Genomic DNA, 22,070 nt, shown 5'->3' with positions numbered 1-22,070 from the left:
CCTAATCTTTATACGCGTTCAATAATGGTGGCAATACCCATACCACCACCGACACAGAGCGTAGCTAAACCGCGCTTTTTATTTTGACGTTCAAGCTCATCAAGTAGCGTGCCTAAAATCATGGCACCCGTTGCACCTAATGGATGGCCTAAAGCAATTGCACCGCCATTTACGTTAACTTTTTCAGCAGGCACATTGAGTTCATTGATAAAACGCATTACAACTGCTGCAAAGGCTTCATTGACTTCAAACAGGTCAATATCATCAATGGTAAGACCAGCTTTTTCTAAGGCTTTACGTGCAGCTGGAGCAGGGCCAGTCAGCATGATCGTAGGGTCTGTCCCGACTAGTGCAGTCGCCAAAACTTTAGCGCGTGGTTTTAAGTTTTGTTCTTTCACCGCTTTTTCAGAAGCCAATAAAACTACAGCAGCTCCATCGACAATGCCAGATGAGTTACCTGCATGATGAACATGATTGATTTTTTGTGCTTCAGGATATTTTTGTAAGGCGATGGCATCAAAACCCATTTGTCCCATCATTTCAAAACTTGGGTTGAGTTTAGTCAGTCCTTCAACTGTCGTATTTCCTTTAATAAATTCATCTTTTTCTAAAATAACCACACCAGAATGATCTTTTACTGGAACCACTGATTGATCGAAATAGCCATTTGCCTGAGCTGCTGCAGCTTTTTGCTGAGAGTTTACTGCAAATGTGTCTACATCTTCGCGAGTATAACCATCTAAGGTTGCAATGAGGTCAGCCCCCACACCTTGTGGAACAAATGATGATTTTAGATTGGTTTCAGGGTCTAACGCCCACGGCCCGCCATCGGAGCCCATTGGAATACGTGACATTGACTCGACGCCACCAGCAACCACTAAATCTTCCCAGCCTGAGCGAACTTTCATTGCTGCCATGTTGACTGCTTCTAAACCTGAAGCACAAAAACGATTGATTTGCACCCCAGCAACATCATCATTCCAACCCGCTGCAATCGCTGCTGTTTTAGCAATATCACCACCTTGATCACCAATAGGAGTTACACAGCCCAGAACAATATCGTCGACTTTAGACGTATCGAGTTGATGACGCTGCTGTAATTCATTTAATAAAGTGGTGAGTAAGGTAATTGGTTTTACTTCGTAAAGAGAGCCGTCTTTTTTTCCTTTTCCGCGTGGTGTGCGAATGGCATCAATAATATAAGCCTCGCTCATAACAGTTCCTTTTTTATTGCTTAAAATTTATTTGTGTTTTGAGTGTACTGGTTTTAATAGCGAGTGCAATGACGATAAGCGCACCAGTCAGGTGATGATTTTTGCCAATAGAGATACAAAAAAGCCCAAGTTGAACTTGGGCTAAATGTGAAACTAAAGAGATTTAAGAATTAGTGGTAACCGTGTAGCTGACGGTATAAACCAGGGGTCACCCCTGTCCATTTTTTAAATGCGCGGTGGAAAGTACTGGTTTCACTAAAGCCAACTTGCTGTGCAACATCTTCAAGTGTTAATTCTGGGTTGAGTAACAAGTGAATAGCAGCATCTCGACGTAGGGCATCTTTCACGCCTTGGTAGCTTTTACCTTCAGCAGCCAAGCGGCGGCGTAAGGTTTGAGGAGACAAGTACAACATTGATGCAACGTCATTAAGCGTTGGCATTTCTTCACCAATCTGGCTTTTGAGCACGTCACGAATACGAGAAGTCAGCGAGTTGGTGTTTTTGAATTTTACTAAAAGCTGAGCAGGAGCTGCTTTTAAGAACTCTTCTAGCGTTTTTTCATCTTGACGGATTGGCAAATCAAGATAATCAGCTGCAAAGGTAATTTCAGTACGCGGTGCATCAAACTGCATGACTGGTGCAAAAAATAATGCATCATATTCATCTGCATGAGCAGGACGTGGATAGCTAAAATGAACACGTTCTAAAGGTAAGCGACGTTCAATTAGCCACGATGCCAAACCATGCCAAATCATTAACATACTTTCAGTAATGAAATGGTCCGGATCTAATGTTTTTGGAATGAGTGGAACTAAACGTGCTTCATGTTTGTCACGCTCTAGGCTTACAGACCATTCGTCACCAAATAATTTGTAAAATTGAGATGATAGTTCAAGGGCTTGGCCCAAGGTTTTTGCATGAATAATCAACTGACACATAATGGCAAAAGTGCCCAAACGACGTGGCTGTACATCAAAACCGACGTGTTCATCTTGTGTGACCATCCACAACATTTTTATAAAACGAGTGTATTGTTCTGGCGAGATTCGAGCTTTAGGTTGACGTAATAGTTCCGCTTCGATACCCACATGTGAAAGTAACGTCTCGACATCCATGCCAAGGCGTTTTACGCCTGTCAAAGCCGCATTCACGAAGTGGATGCTAATCGTATCGCGACTCATATTGAATCCTTCAGTCTCTTTGATGTTCACTTTAAATTGACCTAAATGACCGTCTAAAAAAATAAATTGGCGATTTACAACAGAGTAAAAGCACTTTTTACATGTTAAATTGCCGAAATGATCAAGGTAAATGGCTGAACATGACATTGTTTTAGAATATTTGCTTAACTAATATAAAAGAAAATATGAATAATAGTGGTTAAAAAACGATGACGACAGCATTAAATGGACTTAAAGTTCTCGATTTCTCGACACTCTTACCTGGACCTTTTGCCACAATGTATTTAGCCGATATGGGCGCAGAAGTCATCCATATTGAATCTCCATCACGTCCAGATTTAATTCGCATCATGCCGCCTTATGCAAATGGACAAGCAACGGCACATAGTTATTTAAATCGAAATAAACAGTCGATTGTTCTTGATTTAAAAGATCCGGCGAGTATTGAGCTGATTAAAACCAAGATTTCCGAATTTGATATTGTCATCGAGCAGTTTCGACCTGAGGTGATGCAACGTCTAGGGTTAGACTATTCAACGCTTGCAGAAATTAATCCCCGTTTAATTTATTGTTCAATTACCGGATATGGACAGACTGGAAACTATAAAGACCGAGCAGGGCATGACATTAACTATTTAGCTTTAGCGGGTATTGCTGGGTATAGCGGCCGACAAGACAGTGGTCCGCCACCGCTTGGTATTCAAGTTGCAGATATTGCAGGTGGTTCACTTCATGCAGTCATTGCTATTTTAGCCGCAGTGGTCGAGCGCGCGCGTAGTGGCATGGGGCAATATATTGATATTTCCATGACCGATTGTGTGGCAAGCTTAAATAGTATGGCTGCATCAGCCACACTTGCTGCACAAGTTGAGCAGGCTCCAGAACATGGCATGCTCAATGGTGGCATTTTCTATGATTATTATATAACGCAAGATGGGCGCTATCTATCAATTGGTAGTCTTGAACCACAATTTATGTCAGGTTTATCAATCGCGCTTGATTTACCTTTATTATTACAAAAAGGCGCTTCCTTGGATGTAGAGGACCGACAGGAAGTTAAACAAGCTATTCAAGAAAAAATTAAAACTAAAACTTTTAAAGAATGGCATGAAATATTCGCAAATCTTGATGTATGTGTAGAACCTGTTTTAAACCTAACTGAGGCTTTAAATTCTCCCATAGCACAAGAACGTGGATGGATTGTGGATGTACCTTTGCAAAATAATACAGCAGATACAGAACCACAATTGGCTTGTCCAATTAAGTTTTCACGATCTAAAATGAGATATTCCTTTATAGGTCAAAAGCTTGGCGAAGGGCGATGGTAAGGGCTTAATGTTATTTTTTAGTCAGGGCGGGTGAAAATTATTATCTGATTAATCAATTAATTAACATTTTGAATAATTTCTTTACATAAAATTAGCGTACCCTTAATAAACAAAGACATAAAAGGTATGTAAACATGAAAGCACATAAATCCTTGATGGCTTCTTGTTTATCCGTTTTATCAATTACCCTTTTTATTCAGCATGCACAAGCTGCGGCTGCATTTGACCCAAATAGTCCGTGGATGTTGGGTGATTGGAACGGTCAACGCACAGCGTTACAAGCACAAGGTTATGATTTTTCGTTTGGATATACCGGTGAATATGCCGGTATTTTAGACTCAAAGCAGACATCTACCCATGGTAGTGCTTATACGGGGCAACTTGCTTTAGGAACTCATTTTGACCTAAATAAAATTTTAGGTTGGCAAGATACAGAAGCTCAAATCACGTTAACTTATCGTGATGGTCAATCACTTTCTGAACATTCACCAGCTTTAGCTGGGCACTTAAGCTCGGCACAAGAAGTGTGGGGGCGTGAGCAAACTTGGCGTTTAACAGATTTGTGGATTAAGAAAAAATTCATGGATCAAAAGTTAGACGTTAAAGTGGGTCGTTTTGGTGAAGGTGAAGACTTTAATAGTTTTGACTGTGATTTCCAGAACTTGGCGCTTTGCGGTTCTCAAGTAGGGAACTGGGTTGGTGATCAGTGGTATAACTGGCCAGTGAGCCAATGGGCACTGCGTGTTAAATATAACTTGCAACCTGACTTATATACGCAAGTTGGTGTATATGAATATAACCCAGAAAATCTGGACCGAGGCAAAGGTTTTAACCTGAGTACGGATGGTTCTCACGGTGCAATTATTCCTGCCGAAGTGGTGTGGTCACCTAAATTAGGTGCTCAAAGCATGGCTGGTGAATATCGTTTAGGTTATTACTACAGTACTGCTGATGCTAAAGAAATTGCAGATGAAACAAAAAATTCTCATAAGCAAGGTGTTTGGGTAACTGCAAAACAAAAATTATTTCAGCCTGCTGATCAAACAGACCGCGGTTTGACTGGTTTTGTAAACCTGACCTTCCACGATTCCGACACCAACAAAATTGATAACATGCAAAATGTAGGCTTAGTCTATAAAGGTTTGCTGAATCAACGTCCTCAAGATGAGTTGGCATTAGGTGTTGCACGTATCCATATCAACGATGATTGGAACGATGTCCAAAATAAAGAATACGACACTGAATACAATACCGAGCTTTACTACGGTATTCATGCGACGAATTGGCTGACTATCCGTCCAAATGTGCAATATGTTCGTCATGTTGGGGCATTAAAAAATGGTGATAATACTTGGGTAGGCGGTATTAAATTCTCAACTGCATTCTAAGCGTAATTACTCCGAAAAGCGGATTGTCGAGGGTTAAATCATTGATTGACATAACTTGACCTTCCGTTTTTTTCTTTGTGCCTGAGTTTTATTTTAGATGTATTGATAGGCCAGTTTTTGAACAAAAGCTCGGCGTATCTTTCCGATAAAAATGATGATTGATAAGAGGTGATTTATGAATCAACCTACTTCAAGATCAGGATTAACGACTTTTACCGTAATTATTATTGGGTTATTAGCGTTATTCCTGTTAATTGGAGGTATTTGGCTCGCTACATTAGGCGGTTCAATTTACTACATTATAGCTGGTGTATTACTCCTGATTGTTGCATGGCAACTTTATAAGCGCGCTTCCACAGCATTGTGGGTGTATGCCGCTTTAATGCTAGGTACCATTATTTGGGGAGTCTGGGAAGTTGGAACTGACTTCTGGGCTCTTGCACCTCGTTTAGATATTTTAGGTATTCTTGGTTTATGGTTATTGGTTCCAGCTGTGACTCGTGGAATCAACAACCTTGGATCAAGTAAAGTTGCGTTATCTTCAACGTTAGCAATCGCTATCTTGTTGATGGTTTACTCTATTTTCAATGATCCGCAAGAAATTAATGGTGAAATCAAAACACCTCAACCAGAAACTGCTCAAGCAGTACCTGGTGTTGCCGAGAGTGATTGGCCTGCTTATGGTCGTACTCAGGCAGGTGTACGTTATTCTCCGTTAAAACAGATCAATGACCAAAACGTAAAAGATTTGAAAGTTGCTTGGACTTTACGTACTGGCGATCTTAAAACGGGTAATGACTCTGGCGAAACAACCAATCAGGTTACTCCGATTAAAATCGGTAATAACATGTTTATCTGTACAGCTCACCAGCAATTAATCTCGATTGATCCTGCTACAGGTAAAGAAAAATGGCGTTTTGATCCGAAGCTTAAAACGGATAAATCATTCCAGCATTTAACTTGTCGTGGTGTGATGTATTACGATGCAAACAACACAACTGAGTTTGCAACGAGTCTTCAAAGCAAGAAATCTGACTCTACACAATGTCCGCGTAAAGTCTTTGTTCCTGTGAATGACGGCCGTTTAGTTGCGGTGAATGCTGACACTGGTAAAGCATGTACTGACTTTGGTAAAAATGGTGAAGTGAACTTGCAAGAGTTTATGCCATACGCTTACCCAGGTGGTTACAACCCAACATCTCCTGGTGTTGTGACTGGTTCAACTGTCGTTATTGCTGGTTCGGTAACAGATAACTACTCAAACAAAGAGCCATCAGGTGTAATTCGTGGTTACGACGTTAACACTGGTAAACTTCTTTGGGTATTTGATACTGGCGCAGCAGATCCAAATGCAATGCCGGGTGAAGGTACGAATTTCGTTCATAACTCACCAAATGCATGGGCACCTTTAGCATACGACTCAAAACTTGATATCGTTTATGTGCCAACAGGTGTAGGTACTCCAGACATTTGGGGTGGTGACCGTACTGAACTTAAAGAGCGTTATGCGAACTCAATGTTAGCGATTAATGCCTCTACTGGTAAATTAGTATGGAACTTCCAGACAACCCATCACGATTTATGGGATATGGATGTACCATCTCAGCCATCTTTAGCTGATATTAAAAACAAAGCTGGCCAAACTGTTCCTGCAATCTATGTATTGACGAAAACAGGTAATGCCTTTGTTCTTGATCGTCGTAATGGTCAACCAATTGTTCCTGTGACTGAGAAACCAGTTCCACAAACAGTTAAACGCGGACCACAAACGAAAGGCGAGCATTATTCAAAAACTCAGCCATTCTCTGACTTGAACTTGGCACCACAAGACAAATTGACAGATAAAGACATGTGGGGTGCCACAATGCTTGATCAGCTCATGTGTCGTGTATCTTTCAAACGTCTAAATTACGATGGTATTTATACTCCACCATCTGAAAACGGTACTTTAGTTTTCCCTGGTAACTTAGGTGTATTTGAGTGGGGCGGTATGTCAGTTAACCCTGACCGTCAGGTTGCTGTAATGAACCCAATCGGATTGCCATTTGTGAGCCGTTTGATTCCTGCTGATCCAAACCGTGCGCAAACTGCAAAAGGTGCGGGAACTGAGCAGGGCGTACAACCAATGTACGGCGTACCTTATGGCGTAGAAATCAGCGCATTCTTATCTCCACTTGGTTTACCTTGTAAACAACCAGCTTGGGGATATGTTGCAGGCGTAGATTTGAAAACCCATGAAGTGGTATGGAAAAAACGTATTGGTACAATTCGTGACAGCTTGCCGAACTTGTTCCAATTACCAGCTGTAAAAATTGGTGTTCCTGGTTTAGGTGGTTCAATCTCTACTGCGGGTAATGTCATGTTTGTTGGTGCAACTCAAGATAACTACTTACGTGCGTTTAACGTTACTAATGGTAAGAAACTTTGGGAAGCGCGTTTACCAGCGGGTGGACAAGCAACACCAATGACTTATGAAATCAATGGTAAGCAATATGTTGTGATTATGGCCGGTGGTCATGGTTCATTTGGTACGAAAATGGGCGACTATTTAGTGGCTTATGCCTTACCAGATAACAAATAAAATGCTTCTATAAAAAGGGCCTGGATTTATCCAGGCTTTTTTTATATCTATTTATATTAAAGCTTATCAATAAAACCGTTATTAAATATGCAAAAAAAGCATTTTATTGATGAATAAAAGCTCGCTATGCTATCTGCCTTAATAATGAATCTACTAGCCATACGCCATGTATTTATATACCGATTTCGATCAGCAGCTGATTAATCAACGAGTTGCTCAGTTCCGCGATCAGACAGAGCGCTATTTAGCGGGCAAACTTTCTGAAGATGAATACCGTCCATTACGTTTGCAAAATGGTTTATATGTGCAACGCTATGCGCCTATGCTGCGTATTGCTGTGCCGTATGGCTTAATGAGTTCAAAACAATTACGTAAAATTGCTGAAGTTTCAACTGAATATGATCGTGGTTATGCACACGTATCTACACGTCAGAATATTCAGTTAAACTGGCCAGCTCTTGAAGATGTACCAGAAATTTTAGCTGAACTTGCAACTGTACAAATGCATGCCATTCAAACCAGTGGTAACTGTATTCGTAATACAACGACTGACCAATATGCAGGTGTGGTTGCAGGTGAAATTGCAGACCCACGTCCAACATGTGAATTGATCCGTCAGTGGAGTACGTTCCACCCTGAATTTGCATTCTTGCCACGTAAGTTCAAAATTGCCGTTTCTGCACTTGAAGAAAAAGACCGTGCAGCAACAGCATTCCACGATATTGGTGTATATATCGTGCGTAATGAAGCGGGTGAAATCGGCTACAAAATTATGGCTGGTGGTGGTTTAGGCCGTACCCCAATCATTGGTAGCGTCATTCGTGAGTTTTTACCACGTGAAGATTTAATTTCTTACTTAGAAGCCGTTCTGCGTGTTTATAACTTGCATGGCCGTCGTGATAACAAATATAAAGCACGTATCAAAATTCTAGTGAAAGCATTAACTCCTGAAGTTTTTGCTCAGAAAGTTGAAGCTGAATTTGAACACACACGTGAATCATTAAAAATTCAGCCAGAAATCTTGAAAAAATTGGATGAAGAGTTCATCCCATTTGACTATCAAGATTTGGCAGATGAAGACTTCACTGCTTTATTTGCTGAGCATCCAAAATTCAAGCAATGGTTCAATATCAACACACATGCACATAAAGTGAAGGGCTATCGTATTGTTACGATTTCTTTGAAACGTGCAGGTATCGCACCGGGTGATATGACCACCGAAGAAATGAACTTTATTGCAGATCTTGCTGATAAATATACTTTCGGTGAACTTCGTACAACTCACGAACAAAACATTGCTTTGGCAGATGTACCTCAAAAAGATTTGTTCGATGTATGGCAAGCGCTTGAACAACAAAATATGGCACGTGCACATATTGGTTTTATTACCGATATTATTAGTTGCCCTGGCGGTGATTTCTGTTCACTTGCAAATGCGAAATCAATTCCAATTGCTGAAGCAATCACGCGTCGTTTTGATGACTTAGACAAAGTTTATGATCTTGGTCATTTAGACTTAAATATTTCTGGTTGTATGAATGCTTGTGGTCACCACCACGTAGGTAACATTGGTATTTTAGGTGTAGATAAAAAAGGTGCTGAATTCTACCAAATTACATTAGGTGGTAATTCGGACCATGATGCATCAATCGGTGATATCTTAGGGCCATCATTTGCAGCAGATGCTGTGCCTGACGTAATTGAAGAAATATTAAATACTTATCTTGATTTACGTACTGAAGGTGAGCGTTTTGTTGACACATATCGCCGTGTAGGAATTCAACCATTTAAGGAGCGTGCATATGCTTAATACAGCTCTACCAGTGCTTTATAAAGATGGCACGATCGCTGACAATACTTATCAAATCATTGCTGAAGATGGTGTTATTCCTCAGGGTGACGTTGTTGTAACAACAGCTCAACTAGACCAATTAGCAAACATTCAAGGCAAAAAAGCTTTGTATGTGACTGTGAATGATTCACCTGAAGATCATACATTCCCATTAAACGAGCTTAATGCAATTTTCATTGAGTTTGCAGGTTTTGGTGATGGTCGTGGTTACTCATTTGCTGCACTATTACGTCGCCAAGGTTTCCAAGGTGAGTTGCGGGCAACGGGTGATGTATTTAAGGATGTCTTAAACTACTTAAAACGTTCTGGCTTTGATAGTTTTGTCGTAAAAGAAGGCAAAGACGTACAAGAAGCGGCGGCAGGTTTACAAGACTTTACCAATCCATATCAAGCTTCAACCGCTGTACCGCAAGCAAGTTATCAAACTGGTGCTTAAATAGATTTCAAATACGAAAGCTGAACTTAGGTTCAGCTTTTTTTATAAATAATTTTTAAATGACTTAACTGAAGAACAAGAATGCTAGGCTTAATTTCAAAAATAAATCCCGGTGCTTGGTGGTTATTATTTGCCATCGCGACGGATGTACTCTCAACATTTTATTCTGCTAGAGGTAATGGCTTAGTTAATAAGACAGCTCAAGGTATCGCTCTGATTTTATATATGATCTCTTTCGCTTGTGCTGCCATTGCTTTGAAATATATGCAGGCTGGAATTTTGTATGTACTTTGGTCTGGGATTGGCGTATTAGCGACAGCTTTTCTAGCAAAGATTTTTCTTGGGCAAAATATTGATGTGGCAGGGTGGGTTGGAATTGGATTCATTACGGTGGGGCTGATGATTATTGCTCAATATTCCAATATTGATATTTAGAACCTCATAGAAATATCAGAGTACTTCTATGAGGTTAAGTGTTGAAAATATTAAGTATCAAGCTGGCAGTTGACCATCCATTTCACACCAAATTGATCGGTAAAAGCGCCGTACAATGCACCCCAGAACGTTTTTTCTAGAGGCATTTCAATTTGACCATTTGCAGATAAAGCATCAAAAAGTTGTTTTGCTTTTTCTTGCTCATCTTTTTCAAGATTAATCGAAATGTAGTGATTATTACCTTGGGTAAAAACGCTGTTAGGGGCACAGAACTGATCATTTGTATCTGATGCCATAAGTACGGTGTATTCATTAATTGGCAGTGAAACATGAAGAACCAGATTCTTATCGGCTTCCGATAAAGTCACGCCTTCAGTAGGTGGCATATCGCCATAGCGGCTCAACATGCCAAACTCACCGCCAAAAACTGACTTATAGAAATTAAATGCTTGCTCTGCCTGACCTTGAAAGTTGAGATAGTGATTGAGTTGCATTGTTATAGTCCATTGTTGTTTTCATTTAGAAGAATAAGTTAAAACGTAAAAGTGATTTTGTGGGTCATTTTTTGTAGTTTTTTCATAAAAAAAATCCCGCTGAAGCGGGATTTTGAAATATTGTTTTTTTAATTAAATGAGTTCAATTGCAACGGCTGTAGCCTCACCACCACCAATACAAAGTGCAGCAATACCTTTTTTACCGCCAGTGCGTTTAAGAGCATGGATCAACGTAAGAATGATACGAGAACCTGTAGAACCAACAGGGTGACCTAATGCGCAAGCACCACCATTGATATTTACTTTTTCAGCATCAAGTTTGAAATCATCAATTGGGCACATGGTGACCATGGCAAAAGCTTCGTTAATTTCCCAAAGGTCAACGTCTTGAGCATTCCAGCCAGCTTTTTTCAGAACTTTCTCGATAGCACCAACAGGAGCGATTGTAAATTCTGAAGGATGCTGAGAGTTTGATGCTGTTGCGATAATTTTCGCAAGCGGCTGTAAACCACGTTGAGCAGCAACTTCACTTGATGTCAGTACTAATGCAGATGCACCATCCGAAATAGAACTCGCGTTTGCTGCGGTGATTGTTCCGTCTTTTGCAAAAGCTGGTTTAAGTGAAGGAATTTTGTCGATCTTTGCATTTAGAGGTTGTTCATCTTGATCAACAACAACATCGCCTTTGCGACTAGGTACGGTAACCGAAACAATTTCATCTTTGAAATAGCCTTCAGTAATCGCTGTTTGAGCACGTTTCAAAGAACGAATTGCAAAGTCATCCATTTGCTCACGTGTATAGCCACGTGTGTTTGCCATATCTTGAGCAAAAGAACCCATTAAACGACCAGTTTCAGCATCCTCAAGTCCATCAAGAAACATATGATCCTTAATTTCGCCGTGACCCATACGATAGCCAGCGCGTGCTTTTGGTAAAACATAAGGCGCATTTGTCATGGACTCCATACCGCCAGCAACAACAATTTCAGCACTGCCTGCTTTAATCATATCGGTTGCTTGCATTACTGCTTTCATGCCAGAGCCACAAAGCTTATTAATCGTTACAGCACCTGTGGAATCCGGCAAGCCAGCTTTACGCATTGCTTGACGAGCAGGGCCTTGTTTTAAACCAGCAGGAAGAACACAACCCATAATGACTTCTTCGACATCAGTAGGTTGTAAACCTGCTCTTGCGATTGCTTCTTTAATGGTTACAGCACCTAGTTCAGGCGCAGTAAGTCCCGATAACGATCCTTGAAAACCACCCATGGCAGTACGAGCACCATTAACAATTACGATGTCAGTCATTGTTCTAATCTCCAGTTGTTCTTAATCTCAAAATAAGAAATGTTTAAAACCTAGGCAGTATATTGCAAAAATCAGAGAGAAATATCTTCTGCATTAGACTGTAGAGTTCTAACAATTTTTTAAATCTTCTAAACGAATATGTCCCATTTTGCTGAGAACCAATTTAAAGTTTTTAAGCTGATCATAAGAACAATATGTAAAACTGCCGTTAGACTCACGTGGCAGTCCAGTGTCTCCCTGAAATACAATACTATTTAGTTTTTTTCCAAATTTTTGAAATTTTAAAGAACCATAACGGTGATTAAGTTCAACATTGGTCAATATCTCTTCGTCGCTTTCTCTCTGTAGATTATGATTTGTGTCTACAAAGCTTATAAGGCTTGTATCCCAATTACTATTACACAGCGTTAAATCAACACTTGGGCAAAGTACGACACTCTTATGTCGTAGAATTGCGTCATATTTGGCTTTTTGTATATGAATTGTCAGTAGTCGAGGAGTGTTTTTTAATTCTACCGAAGCCATAAATTGATGGTATAACGGAAGAGCTATAGTGAACATAATCATAAGAATTGCGAGCGTTATGATGAGTTCCATCAGTGTGAAACCAGGAGATTTAAACATTAAAATTCCTTAATATATAAAGAAATATTTTGATATTGTGCGTTCTATCAATGATTTATATGGCTTTTTATAATGAGGAAACACAAAATTAAATAAAGGTTATCAGGACGCTAGAATACTGGTAAAATCACCCTAAGCGAAAGAAAGAAGTTGTTCATATTTGCTAGTTGAGTAAAAAATTACCGAATTACAACGGAAATTGTAAGTAATTTTGTCAATAATTTACTTGATTAAAATTATCAAGCACTTGGAAAGTCTATCAAGTGTTTGTATGATTCAAATGTGAATAGCTTAAAAATAATACTGGGGTAAAAATATCTCAGGGGCCAATAAATTTAGGCTGAGCTTGAACAACAATTGTTATCTCTGGAGGATATCCATGAAATTGAGTCGTATTGCACTTGCTATGCTTGTCGCTGCTCCATTAGCTGCTGCTAATGCTGGCGTAACTGTTACACCATTATTGCTTGGTTACACTTTCCAAGACACTCAACACAACAATGGCGGTAAAGATGGCGAGTTAACTAACGGACCTGAACTACAAGACGATTTATTCGTTGGTGCTGCTCTTGGTATTGAGTTAACACCATGGTTAGGTTTCGAAGCTGAATATAACCAAGTTAAAGGTGATGTAGACGGCCTTGCAGCTGGCGCTGAATACAAACAAAAACAAATCAACGGTAACTTCTATGTTACTTCTGATTTGATCACTAAAAACTATGACAGCAAAATCAAGCCATACGTATTGTTAGGTGCTGGTCACTACAAATACGAGATTCCTGATCTTGCGTACCATAATGATGAAGAAGGTACTTTAGGTAATGCTGGTTTTGGTGCTTTCTGGCGCTTAAACGATGCTTTATCTCTTCGTACAGAAGCTCGTGGTACTTATAACTTTGACGAAAAATTCTGGAACTATACAGCTCTTGCTGGTTTAAACGTAGTTCTTGGTGGTCACTTGAAGCCTGCTGCTCCTGTAGTAGAAGTTGCTCCAGTTGAACCAACTCCAGTTGCTCCACAACCACAAGAGTTAACTGAAGACCTTAACATGGAACTTCGTGTGTTCTTTGATACTAACAAATCAAACATCAAAGACCAATACAAGCCAGAAATCGCTAAAGTTGCTGAGAAGTTAACTGAATACCCTAACGCTACTGCACGTATCGAAGGTCACACAGATAACACTGGTCCACGTAAGTTAAACGAACGTTTATCTTTAGCTCGTGCTAACTCTGTTAAATCAGCTCTTGTAAACGAATACAACGTTGATGCATCTCGTTTGTCTACTCAAGGTTTCGCTTGGGATCAACCGATTGCTGACAACAAAACTAAAGAAGGCCGTGCTATGAACCGTCGTGTATTCGCGACAATCACTGGTAGCCGTACTGTAGTTGTTCAACCTGGTCAAGAAGCGGCAGCTCCTGCAGCAGCTCAATAATTTGAGTTCTTGAACAGTAAAAAAGCGACTCGTTAGAGTCGCTTTTTTATTGCGATTTTTAAAATATTTAATCATTTCGATGTCTCCTTCATAATAATTTCTTTTGTTTACTTTCTAAAATATTTACCAATCACCTTTTCTCAATTGTTGTTTAGTATCTTGTCTATCTCTACGATGTTGGGCACGCGGCTTTTCCGTTTCATGCATCCCGCCTTTGTGAAGTAAAGGAGAAAGAGCTACTTGATTACGGACTTTGATCTTTGACATTTCTTTAATTTTCATATTTTAACCCTTAATACATAAAACTTGTTTAAGTGTGTGGACAACTTCAATGAGGTCGGCCTGATTTGCCATGACTTCATCAATATCTTTATAAGCACTTGGGATTTCATCGACAACCCCACTGTCTTTACGGCATTCAATACCTTGGGTTTGTTCAATAAGATCTTGCTGGTTAAAAAGATTTTTTGCCCTGCTTCGACTCATCTTACGACCGGCCCCATGAGAACAAGAACAAAATGACTCAGGGTTTGCTTTACCTCTAACGATATAAGATCTTGCTCCCATTGAACCTGGGATAATGCCTAATTCATCTAAACCAGCACGAATTGCGCCTTTTCTGGTAATCAATAGATTTTCACCGAAATGTGTTTCACGGCTTACATAATTATGATGACAATTAATAGCCTCTTTTGTCATTTGAAAAGAAGGTAGAAGAGGGCGAATTGCTTCTAATATTAATCGCATCATTTCTTTGCGATTTTCAAAAGCATATCCTTGAGCCCATTCTACCGCTTGCACATAGTCATCAAAACTTTTTGAGCCTTCGGCAAAATAACTCAAATCTTTATCAGGTACATGACCAAAACGATGCTGAGCCTCTTTCTTGGCTAACTCAATAAAATAAGTGCCAATAACGTTACCAAGCCCTCTACTACCCGAATGCAGCATGATCCATACGTCTTGATTTTCATCAATACAGAGCTCGATAAAGTGGTTGCCGCCACCTAACGTACCTAGCTGTTTTTGCCATGTCGCATCAAATTGTCGAAGCATCCGGACAAGACCAGGATGCTTTTTGATAATCGGCTCTAAGCTTTTCTCAAGTGGAATAATGCTTGAAGCTTTTGCCTTAACCTGTTTGTGTAAAGCAAATCCGACGGGTACTTTACGTTCGATTGCATCGCGTAAACGACTTAAACTATCTGGCAATTGAGAAGCCTTTAGACTTAAACGAATTGCATTCATTCCACAGCCAATATCTACGCCTACAGCAGCAGGAATAATGGCATGTTTCGTCGGAATAACACTGCCTACAGTCGCACCTTTTCCTACGTGAACATCTGGCATAACAGCAATATGTGAGTATATAAATTGCAGTTGAGCCATTTTCTTGAGTTGTTCAATACTTTCACTATCTATATCTTGAGTGAAAATTTTAACGGGAACACCGTAAAGTGCTTCCTCGTTTAATATTTTTTGTATGCCCATAATTTTTCTCTTATTTTTGTCCGAGCAGGCATAAAAAAACCTAGCGAATGCTAGGTCTTAAATTTGAGCATTCGGACAAGTGAAGTGAATTTGTACACTTGTCCGTGAGCTGACATCGTGCCAAATTATTTAGTCTGTTTTACCTTGTACTGCTGGCATGATGTCCTCCTTATTTAAAAGTGCCGTTGAAAATCTGAACGGCATTTTACCTCTTTTTAATCAAAGATCAAGTTTTTGATCTTTGATTAACTTTAAATTGTCTATTGAAAGATTTACTTTTAATTGTCTATTGAAATCGATTTTTAATCTTGTTCAGGTTTGACGTTCATTTGATCATAAGGGATCAGTTTGGTTTTATTTTTCCACTTATAGCCTAACCAGATAATTAAGAACAATGGCAAGCTAATATAGGTTGAAAGTAGGCCTAACCAGTCAATTTTTCCACCTAAAATGGCCTGATAGTTTTGTCCCAAAATAATAATTGAACATAGGATAAATGCAAACCAAGGGGCAAATGGGAAAAATTTGGCACGGTATGCTAAATCTTCTAATTTATAGCCTTGAGCAATATAACCTTTGCGGAAACGATAGTGCGAAATAGCAATTCCTAGCCAAACAATAAAGCCACACATACCTGACATATTGAGTAGCCAGTTAAATACTTGCTTTTCACCAATAAAAGTTGTCAAGAAACAAAATGCGGCGATAAATGTTGTGGCATATAGTGCATTCATCGGAACGCCACGACCATCAAGCTTTGCAAACCACCTTGGCGCACGGCCTTCCTGAGCCATTTTAAACAACATGCGAGTTGAAGAATACATGCCCGAGTTACCTGCTGACAAAATAGCGGTAAGAATGACAGCATTCATCAAACCAGCCGCGAAAGCAAAGCCAACTCTTTCATAGAGTAAGGTAAACGGAGAAAGCGCAATATTTTCAGTGGTAGCAGCTTGCAACAAATTTGGGTCATCATAGGCAATGAGAGTGCCGATAATGAAAATACATAAGATATAAAACAGTAAGATTCGCCAGAAAATCTGTTTGATTGCAAGTGGAATCGTTTTCTTTGGATCTTTTGATTCGCCAGCGGCAACGCCAACCATCTCAGTTCCTTGGAAAGAGAATCCGGCAATCATTGCAACACCAATCATGGCCTGTAAACCACCTACAAAAGGTGCTTCTTTATAGGTCCAGTTTCCAAAAGCTGCGACACCTGGAGTTAGCATAATCTTAATGATCATGGCTAAACCAATGATAATAAAGGCAACGATGGCGATCACTTTTACCATTGAGAACCAGAATTCGCTTTCGCCGAACCCCTTTACTGTCATTGCATTAATCATAAAGATAACGACAAGGAACAGGGCACTCCAATAGAATCCAGGTATATCAGGGAACCAGAATTTCATAATAAACTGAACTGCAACAAGTTCGAATGCAACCGTAATTGCCCAGTTGTACCAGTAGTTCCAGCCTAGAGCGAAACCAAAGCCCTCTTCGACATAGCGACTGCCATATGTAAAAAAAGCACCAGAAGTTGGGGTGTGGGTTGCAAGCTCACCTAAGCTGGTCATTAAGAAGTAAATCATAATGCCAATGAGAGAGTAGGCGAGTAGCGCTCCACCCGGACCAGCATTTGCAATGGTTGATCCAGAAGCAAGGAAGAGGCCTGTACCAATGGAACCACCAATGGCGATCATATTCAGATGACGAGCCCCAAGCTTACGCTGGAGTTTTTCAGGAGCATGTGTTTCGCTCATGGAGATTCCTTACATAGTTTGTTATGCACAGGCATATAACACCTTAAAGCCTTGAAGATCAGTTTTAATCTGGCACTGACCAAAGTGCTTCTCAATTAAGATCGGATAATTTAAAAAACGGTTTGCTACAATCCATAGCTCACCTGATGCCTTTAAATGTTTTTTAGCGTTCTGGCAGAGTCCTTCACTTGCATCATAGTTGGTATGAATACCTTGATGAAAAGGAGGATTACTGACAATGGCATCGAGTTCTGTTGGAGCGTCTGCAATACCTATAACAGGCTGCAATCTCAACTGGTCTGAACCTATTCCATTTCGACTAAAAGTCATTTCCGTTGACCGTAAAGCGAAAGCATCAATATCTAGGGCGTGAATAATATTACTTGAATTTATTTTTGCCAAATAGCAACTGATAATTCCAGCACCACACCCGAAGTCGGCAATTCTACCTGATTTCACCTGATTAAGATAAGGGAGTAAAACAGCAGTTCCGACATCTAGGTGATTTTGACTAAAAACACCGGGTAGGGCACAAATCGTAAGCTCTTGTTCGTTGATTTGAACACTATAGGTTTTGAGCCAGCTTTCCAGAGGTTTGATCTTTTCAGTTTTCTCAATCTTTAAATGCCACAGTTGACAGTGGCGGGCACTATCAAGTTTTAGTACTTTGCCGAAGTTTTGTAATTGTTTGGCGGCTCTTTCTACGCCACCCTTTTTTTCGCCCACTAAAAAAACAGCTTGATTGGTTTTAAGATGACTCATCACTACATGCAATATGTAATTCAAGAGCTCTTTAGATTTTGGAACAAAAATGATTGCTTGGTCGAATTCTTGTGATGGAAACTCAACTGAGAAGTGCGCTTTTGTTCCACTATTTATAAATCCCTGATAGTCGGCATGGTTCCATGTCCAGACTGACGCATCAGTCCCAGCGGGTAATTGACTGACTAAGGCATCATTCGGTGCATTAATTAACAGGATTCTACCTTTTAAATAGTCTTGCTGTCTTAATACCACTTCACTTCTAGGATCCATGTACATCTCTCATGAAGAAGAATGCCCAGTGGGAGCTGGGCAGTAATCAAAATTAAAAGTTAGTTATTTATGAGTTTCAGGAAGCACAACATTTAAAATTAATGCTGCTATACCACCTGTTGCCACGCCAGAGCTAAAAATATTTTTAAATAATTCTGGAAGGTGCTCTAAAATTTGAGGAACTTGAGCAACACCTAAACCTAATGCAAGTGAGATGGCAATAATTAATAATGCTCGGCGATCAAGATGAACTGAAGACAGAATATTAATACCTGATGCAGCCACTGCACCGAACATTACCATAACAGCGCCACCTAAAACCGCTTGAGGAACTGCTTGTATCACACCAGCTACCGCAGGAAATAGACCTAATAAAATTAGTAAAATGGCAATCCAGATACCTACATAGCGGCTAGCAACCCCAGTTAATTGAATTACACCATTGTTTTGAGCGAAAACAGAACTAGGGAAAGTGTTAAATAATCCTGCCAATAAAGAGTTTGCACCATTAACTAACACACCACCTTTAATACGTTGCATCCATACTGGACCATTAACAGGTTGGTTGGAAAGTTTACTAGTTGCTGTCACATCACCAATTGCTTCTAAAGAGGTCACCAAATAAATGAATGCCATTGGAATGAACAAACCCCAAGAGAAGCTCAAACCAAAGTGCATTGGTGTTGGAATTTGTACGAGTGGTGCATCTTTAATACCAGAGAAATCTAGATGTCCCATAAATCCAGCAAGAATGTAACCACTCACTAAAGCGATTAAAATAGCTGAACTTTTAATCCAAACCACTCGAATACGATTTAGAACAACAATAATGGCAAGTACGGTACATGACATAATAAGGTTGTCTGCACTTGCAAAAGTATGATCTTGCATGGCTTGGTAGCCACCACCCATACTAATCAAGCCTTCTTTAATAAGTGTTAAGCCAATTAATAGAACAACAATACCGGTCACCAAAGGAGTAATTAGTCTTTTTACCCATGGAAGAATTTGCGAAACACCCATTTCAATGAAGGAACCTGCAATGACCACACCAAATATTGCAGCCATGACTTGGTTTACAGGTGTTCCTGCGGCAACCATTGCACTACCAATCCCAATAATAGGACCAATAAAGTTAAAGCTTGTGCCTTGAACAATAAGAAGACCAGCACCAAATGGACCAACTTTTTTACATTGTAAGAATGTAGCAATGCCTGAAATCACCAAAGACATCGATAAAATCATGTTAGTTTCAGTGCGTGAAACACCTAAAGCTAAACAAATTAAAAGGCCGGGCGTAACAATTGGTACAATAATCGCAAGCAAATGTTGAAAAGCTGCTAAAAAAGCTATCAACGGTTTTGGCCGATCATTTAAGCCATAAACAAGGTCTAAATGGTCTTGGGAATGTTGACTGGACATGGGTGTAGGTACGCCGCAATTTCGCAAATTGGCGCTATTCTAATCGAGATAACTATCTTTACAAAACGAAATACAGGCTATTAGAAATTTTTTTTGTCAATGTCAATAAACTGTCACTACTCAAGAGTAGTGTTTTTCTGTATAATTTGCCCTCAAATTTCAGGCGTTTCGAATTTTCATGTCAGATATCAAAAATCTCCGTAATATCGCAATTATTGCGCACGTCGACCACGGGAAAACCACACTTGTCGATAAACTTCTTCAGCAATCAGGTGCTCTCGGTGACCGAGCAGGCGAGATTGAGCGTGTCATGGACTCGAACGCGCTTGAAAGTGAACGTGGTATTACCATTCTTGCAAAGAACACTTCTATTACTTGGTTAGATAAACGTACTGATACAACTTACCGTATCAACATCGTCGACACCCCGGGACACGCCGACTTCGGTGGTGAAGTAGAACGTGTATTGTCGATGGTTGACTGCGTATTACTACTCGTTGATGCTCAAGAAGGTCCAATGCCACAAACTCGCTTTGTAACTCAAAAAGCGTTTGCTCGTGGTTTAAAACCAATCGTTATTATTAACAAAGTTGACAAGCCAAGTGCGCGTCCAGACTGGGTTATCGATCAAGTATTTGATTTATTTGATAACCTTGGTGCAACTGATGAACAATTGGATTTCCCAATCGTTTATGCATCAGGTTTACGTGGTGTTGCAGGTCCTGCACCTGAAGAACTTGCGGAAGACATGACACCGTTGTTTGAAACGATTGTAGACATCGTTGAACCACCGGCAGTTGATGCTGACGGTCCATTCCAAATGCAGATTTCTTCACTTGACTATAACAGCTTCGTAGGTGTTATCGGTGTTGGTCGTATTCAACGTGGTTCAGTAAAATTAAATACTCCTGTTACTGTAATTGACAAAGAAGGCAATACACGTAACGGCCGTATCTTAAAAATCATGGGTTACCATGGTTTAGAGCGTATTGATGTTGATTCAGCATCTGCTGGTGATATCGTATGTATTACTGGTATTGATGCGCTTAACATTTCTGACACGATTTGTGATCCGAAAAATGTTGAAGCATTACCAGCTTTATCTGTAGATGAACCTACAGTATCTATGACATTCCAAGTAAACAACTCTCCGTTTGCTGGTAAAGAAGGTAAGTTCGTAACTTCACGTAATATTCGTGAACGTCTAGATCGCGAATTAATCCATAACGTAGCTTTACGTGTTGAAGATACTGACAGTCCAGACCGTTTCAAAGTATCTGGTCGTGGTGAACTTCATCTTTCAGTTTTAATTGAAAACATGCGTCGTGAAGGTTTCGAAATGGGCGTGTCACGTCCACAAGTAATCATGAAAGAAATCGACGGTGAAAAACAAGAGCCTTACGAAAACGTAACTTTTGACGTTGAAGAACAGCACCAAGGTTCTGTTATGGAACAAATGGGCTTCCGTAAAGGTGAAATGACGAATATGGAAGTTGACGGTAAAGGCCGTATCCGTATTGAAGCAACTGTGCCTTCACGTGGTTTGATCGGTTTCCGTTCTGAATTCTTGACCATGACTTCTGGTACAGGGATCATGACATCAAGCTTCTCGCATTATGGTCCAGCAAAAGCAGGTACTGTTGCGAAACGTCAAAATGGTGTATTGATTTCAATGGTTCAAGGTACTTGCTTGGGCTATGCATTATTTACACTTCAAGACCGTGGTCGTTTATTCGCGAAGCCACAGTTAGAAGTATATGAAGGCATGATCATCGGTATTAACTCTCGTTCAGATGATATGGTTGTTAACCCAACTAAAGCGAAACAGTTAACTAACGTTCGTGCATCTGGTACTGATGAAGCATTAACTTTAACACCTGCAATGGAATACACGCTTGAACAAGCGCTTGAATTCATTGAAGATGATGAATTAGTTGAAGTTACTCCAAAGTCAATTCGTATCCGTAAGCGTTACTTAACTGAAAACGAACGTAAACGTAACCGTGATAAATAATTTTTCTTAAGTGAAAAAGAAAAAACCGCTAAATTAATTTAGCGGTTTTTTTAATCGTTATATTTG

The 22,070-nt window shown here is 39.9% G+C and carries 18 protein-coding genes; 8 read left to right on the top strand and 10 right to left on the bottom strand.

Annotated features, from left to right (window positions below; translation table 11 throughout):
• Window positions 1-8: 8 nt before the first annotated feature.
• Complete coding sequence (locus ASF86_RS15590; RefSeq protein WP_056483444.1) at window positions 9-1,214, bottom strand: acetyl-CoA C-acetyltransferase; 1,206 nt, start codon at window positions 1,212-1,214, stop codon at window positions 9-11.
• A gap of 170 nt (window positions 1,215-1,384) precedes the next feature.
• The gene (locus ASF86_RS15585; protein WP_004638954.1) at window positions 1,385-2,395 is read right to left on the bottom strand and encodes an AraC family transcriptional regulator; all 1,011 of its coding nucleotides are present in this window, start codon (window positions 2,393-2,395) and stop codon (window positions 1,385-1,387) included.
• Window positions 2,396-2,604: 209 nt separating this feature from the next.
• On the opposite strand from ASF86_RS15585, the gene ASF86_RS15580 reads away from it, so the two are divergent.
• The 6 genes from ASF86_RS15580 to ASF86_RS15555 all read left to right on the top strand — a co-directional run bounded on the left by ASF86_RS15580 (window position 2,605) and on the right by ASF86_RS15555 (window position 10,415).
• Window positions 2,605-3,723, top strand: coding sequence for a CaiB/BaiF CoA transferase family protein (locus ASF86_RS15580; protein WP_056483442.1), 1,119 nt, complete (start codon window positions 2,605-2,607; stop codon window positions 3,721-3,723).
• A 155-nt stretch (window positions 3,724-3,878) separates the two neighbouring features.
• Window positions 3,879-5,111, top strand: coding sequence for a carbohydrate porin (locus ASF86_RS15575; protein ID WP_081407737.1), 1,233 nt, complete (start codon window positions 3,879-3,881; stop codon window positions 5,109-5,111).
• 175 nt (window positions 5,112-5,286) lie between these two features.
• Complete coding sequence (locus ASF86_RS15570) at window positions 5,287-7,692, top strand: glucose/quinate/shikimate family membrane-bound PQQ-dependent dehydrogenase (protein ID WP_056483437.1); 2,406 nt, start codon at window positions 5,287-5,289, stop codon at window positions 7,690-7,692.
• 166 nt (window positions 7,693-7,858) lie between these two features.
• Window positions 7,859-9,502, top strand: coding sequence for a nitrite/sulfite reductase (locus ASF86_RS15565; RefSeq protein WP_003655249.1), 1,644 nt, complete (start codon window positions 7,859-7,861; stop codon window positions 9,500-9,502).
• Window positions 9,495-9,980, top strand: coding sequence for a DUF934 domain-containing protein (locus tag ASF86_RS15560; RefSeq protein ID WP_004638960.1), 486 nt, complete (start codon window positions 9,495-9,497; stop codon window positions 9,978-9,980). The genes ASF86_RS15565 and ASF86_RS15560 overlap by 8 nt, the downstream gene beginning before the upstream one ends.
• Window positions 9,981-10,061: 81 nt before the next feature.
• Window positions 10,062-10,415 (top strand): DMT family transporter, encoded by a 354-nt coding sequence (locus ASF86_RS15555; RefSeq protein ID WP_004638961.1) that lies wholly within the window; start codon window positions 10,062-10,064, stop codon window positions 10,413-10,415.
• Window positions 10,416-10,465: 50 nt separating this feature from the next.
• On the opposite strand, the gene ASF86_RS15550 is transcribed toward ASF86_RS15555, so the two are convergent.
• The 3 genes from ASF86_RS15550 to ASF86_RS15540 all read right to left on the bottom strand — a co-directional run bounded on the left by ASF86_RS15550 (window position 10,466) and on the right by ASF86_RS15540 (window position 12,841).
• The gene (locus tag ASF86_RS15550) at window positions 10,466-10,909 is read right to left on the bottom strand and encodes a VOC family protein (protein WP_056483434.1); all 444 of its coding nucleotides are present in this window, start codon (window positions 10,907-10,909) and stop codon (window positions 10,466-10,468) included.
• Between the two features lie 132 nt (window positions 10,910-11,041).
• Window positions 11,042-12,217 carry a thiolase family protein gene (locus tag ASF86_RS15545; protein ID WP_005036248.1) on the bottom strand — a complete coding sequence of 392 codons (1,176 nt, stop codon included), beginning with the start codon at window positions 12,215-12,217 and terminating at the stop codon, window positions 11,042-11,044.
• 108 nt (window positions 12,218-12,325) lie between these two features.
• Window positions 12,326-12,841, bottom strand: coding sequence for a GspH/FimT family pseudopilin (locus ASF86_RS15540; RefSeq protein ID WP_056483431.1), 516 nt, complete (start codon window positions 12,839-12,841; stop codon window positions 12,326-12,328).
• A 379-nt stretch (window positions 12,842-13,220) separates the two neighbouring features.
• Between ASF86_RS15540 and omp38 the strand changes: the two genes are divergently transcribed.
• A complete protein-coding gene (omp38, locus tag ASF86_RS15535) occupies window positions 13,221-14,279 on the top strand; it encodes an outer membrane protein Omp38 (RefSeq protein WP_056483428.1) in 1,059 nt (352 codons plus the stop codon).
• Window positions 14,280-14,402: 123 nt separating this feature from the next.
• On the opposite strand, the gene ASF86_RS19815 is transcribed toward omp38, so the two are convergent.
• The 5 genes from ASF86_RS19815 to ASF86_RS15515 all read right to left on the bottom strand — a co-directional run bounded on the left by ASF86_RS19815 (window position 14,403) and on the right by ASF86_RS15515 (window position 19,990).
• The gene (locus ASF86_RS19815) at window positions 14,403-14,561 is read right to left on the bottom strand and encodes a hypothetical protein (protein ID WP_005036254.1); all 159 of its coding nucleotides are present in this window, start codon (window positions 14,559-14,561) and stop codon (window positions 14,403-14,405) included.
• A gap of 3 nt (window positions 14,562-14,564) precedes the next feature.
• The gene (locus ASF86_RS15530; protein WP_056483424.1) at window positions 14,565-15,770 is read right to left on the bottom strand and encodes an RtcB family protein; all 1,206 of its coding nucleotides are present in this window, start codon (window positions 15,768-15,770) and stop codon (window positions 14,565-14,567) included.
• 302 nt (window positions 15,771-16,072) lie between these two features.
• Window positions 16,073-17,533, bottom strand: coding sequence for an amino acid permease (locus ASF86_RS15525; RefSeq protein WP_005036258.1), 1,461 nt, complete (start codon window positions 17,531-17,533; stop codon window positions 16,073-16,075).
• 21 nt (window positions 17,534-17,554) lie between these two features.
• Window positions 17,555-18,568, bottom strand: a complete 1,014-nt coding sequence (locus ASF86_RS15520; protein ID WP_056483422.1) for a methyltransferase — start codon at window positions 18,566-18,568, stop codon at window positions 17,555-17,557.
• 63 nt (window positions 18,569-18,631) lie between these two features.
• A complete protein-coding gene (locus ASF86_RS15515) occupies window positions 18,632-19,990 on the bottom strand; it encodes a uracil-xanthine permease family protein (protein WP_056483419.1) in 1,359 nt (452 codons plus the stop codon).
• 178 nt (window positions 19,991-20,168) lie between these two features.
• Between ASF86_RS15515 and typA the strand changes: the two genes are divergently transcribed.
• Window positions 20,169-22,004, top strand: coding sequence for a translational GTPase TypA (typA, locus tag ASF86_RS15510; protein ID WP_005036264.1), 1,836 nt, complete (start codon window positions 20,169-20,171; stop codon window positions 22,002-22,004).
• Window positions 22,005-22,070: the final 66 nt, after the last annotated feature.

This window comes from Acinetobacter sp. Leaf130 (assembly GCF_001423205.1).
GTDB classification, from domain to species: domain Bacteria; phylum Pseudomonadota; class Gammaproteobacteria; order Pseudomonadales; family Moraxellaceae; genus Acinetobacter; species Acinetobacter calcoaceticus.
Note: the sequence above shows the minus strand (reverse complement) of the source record. Positions and strands in the feature narration are given on the sequence as shown.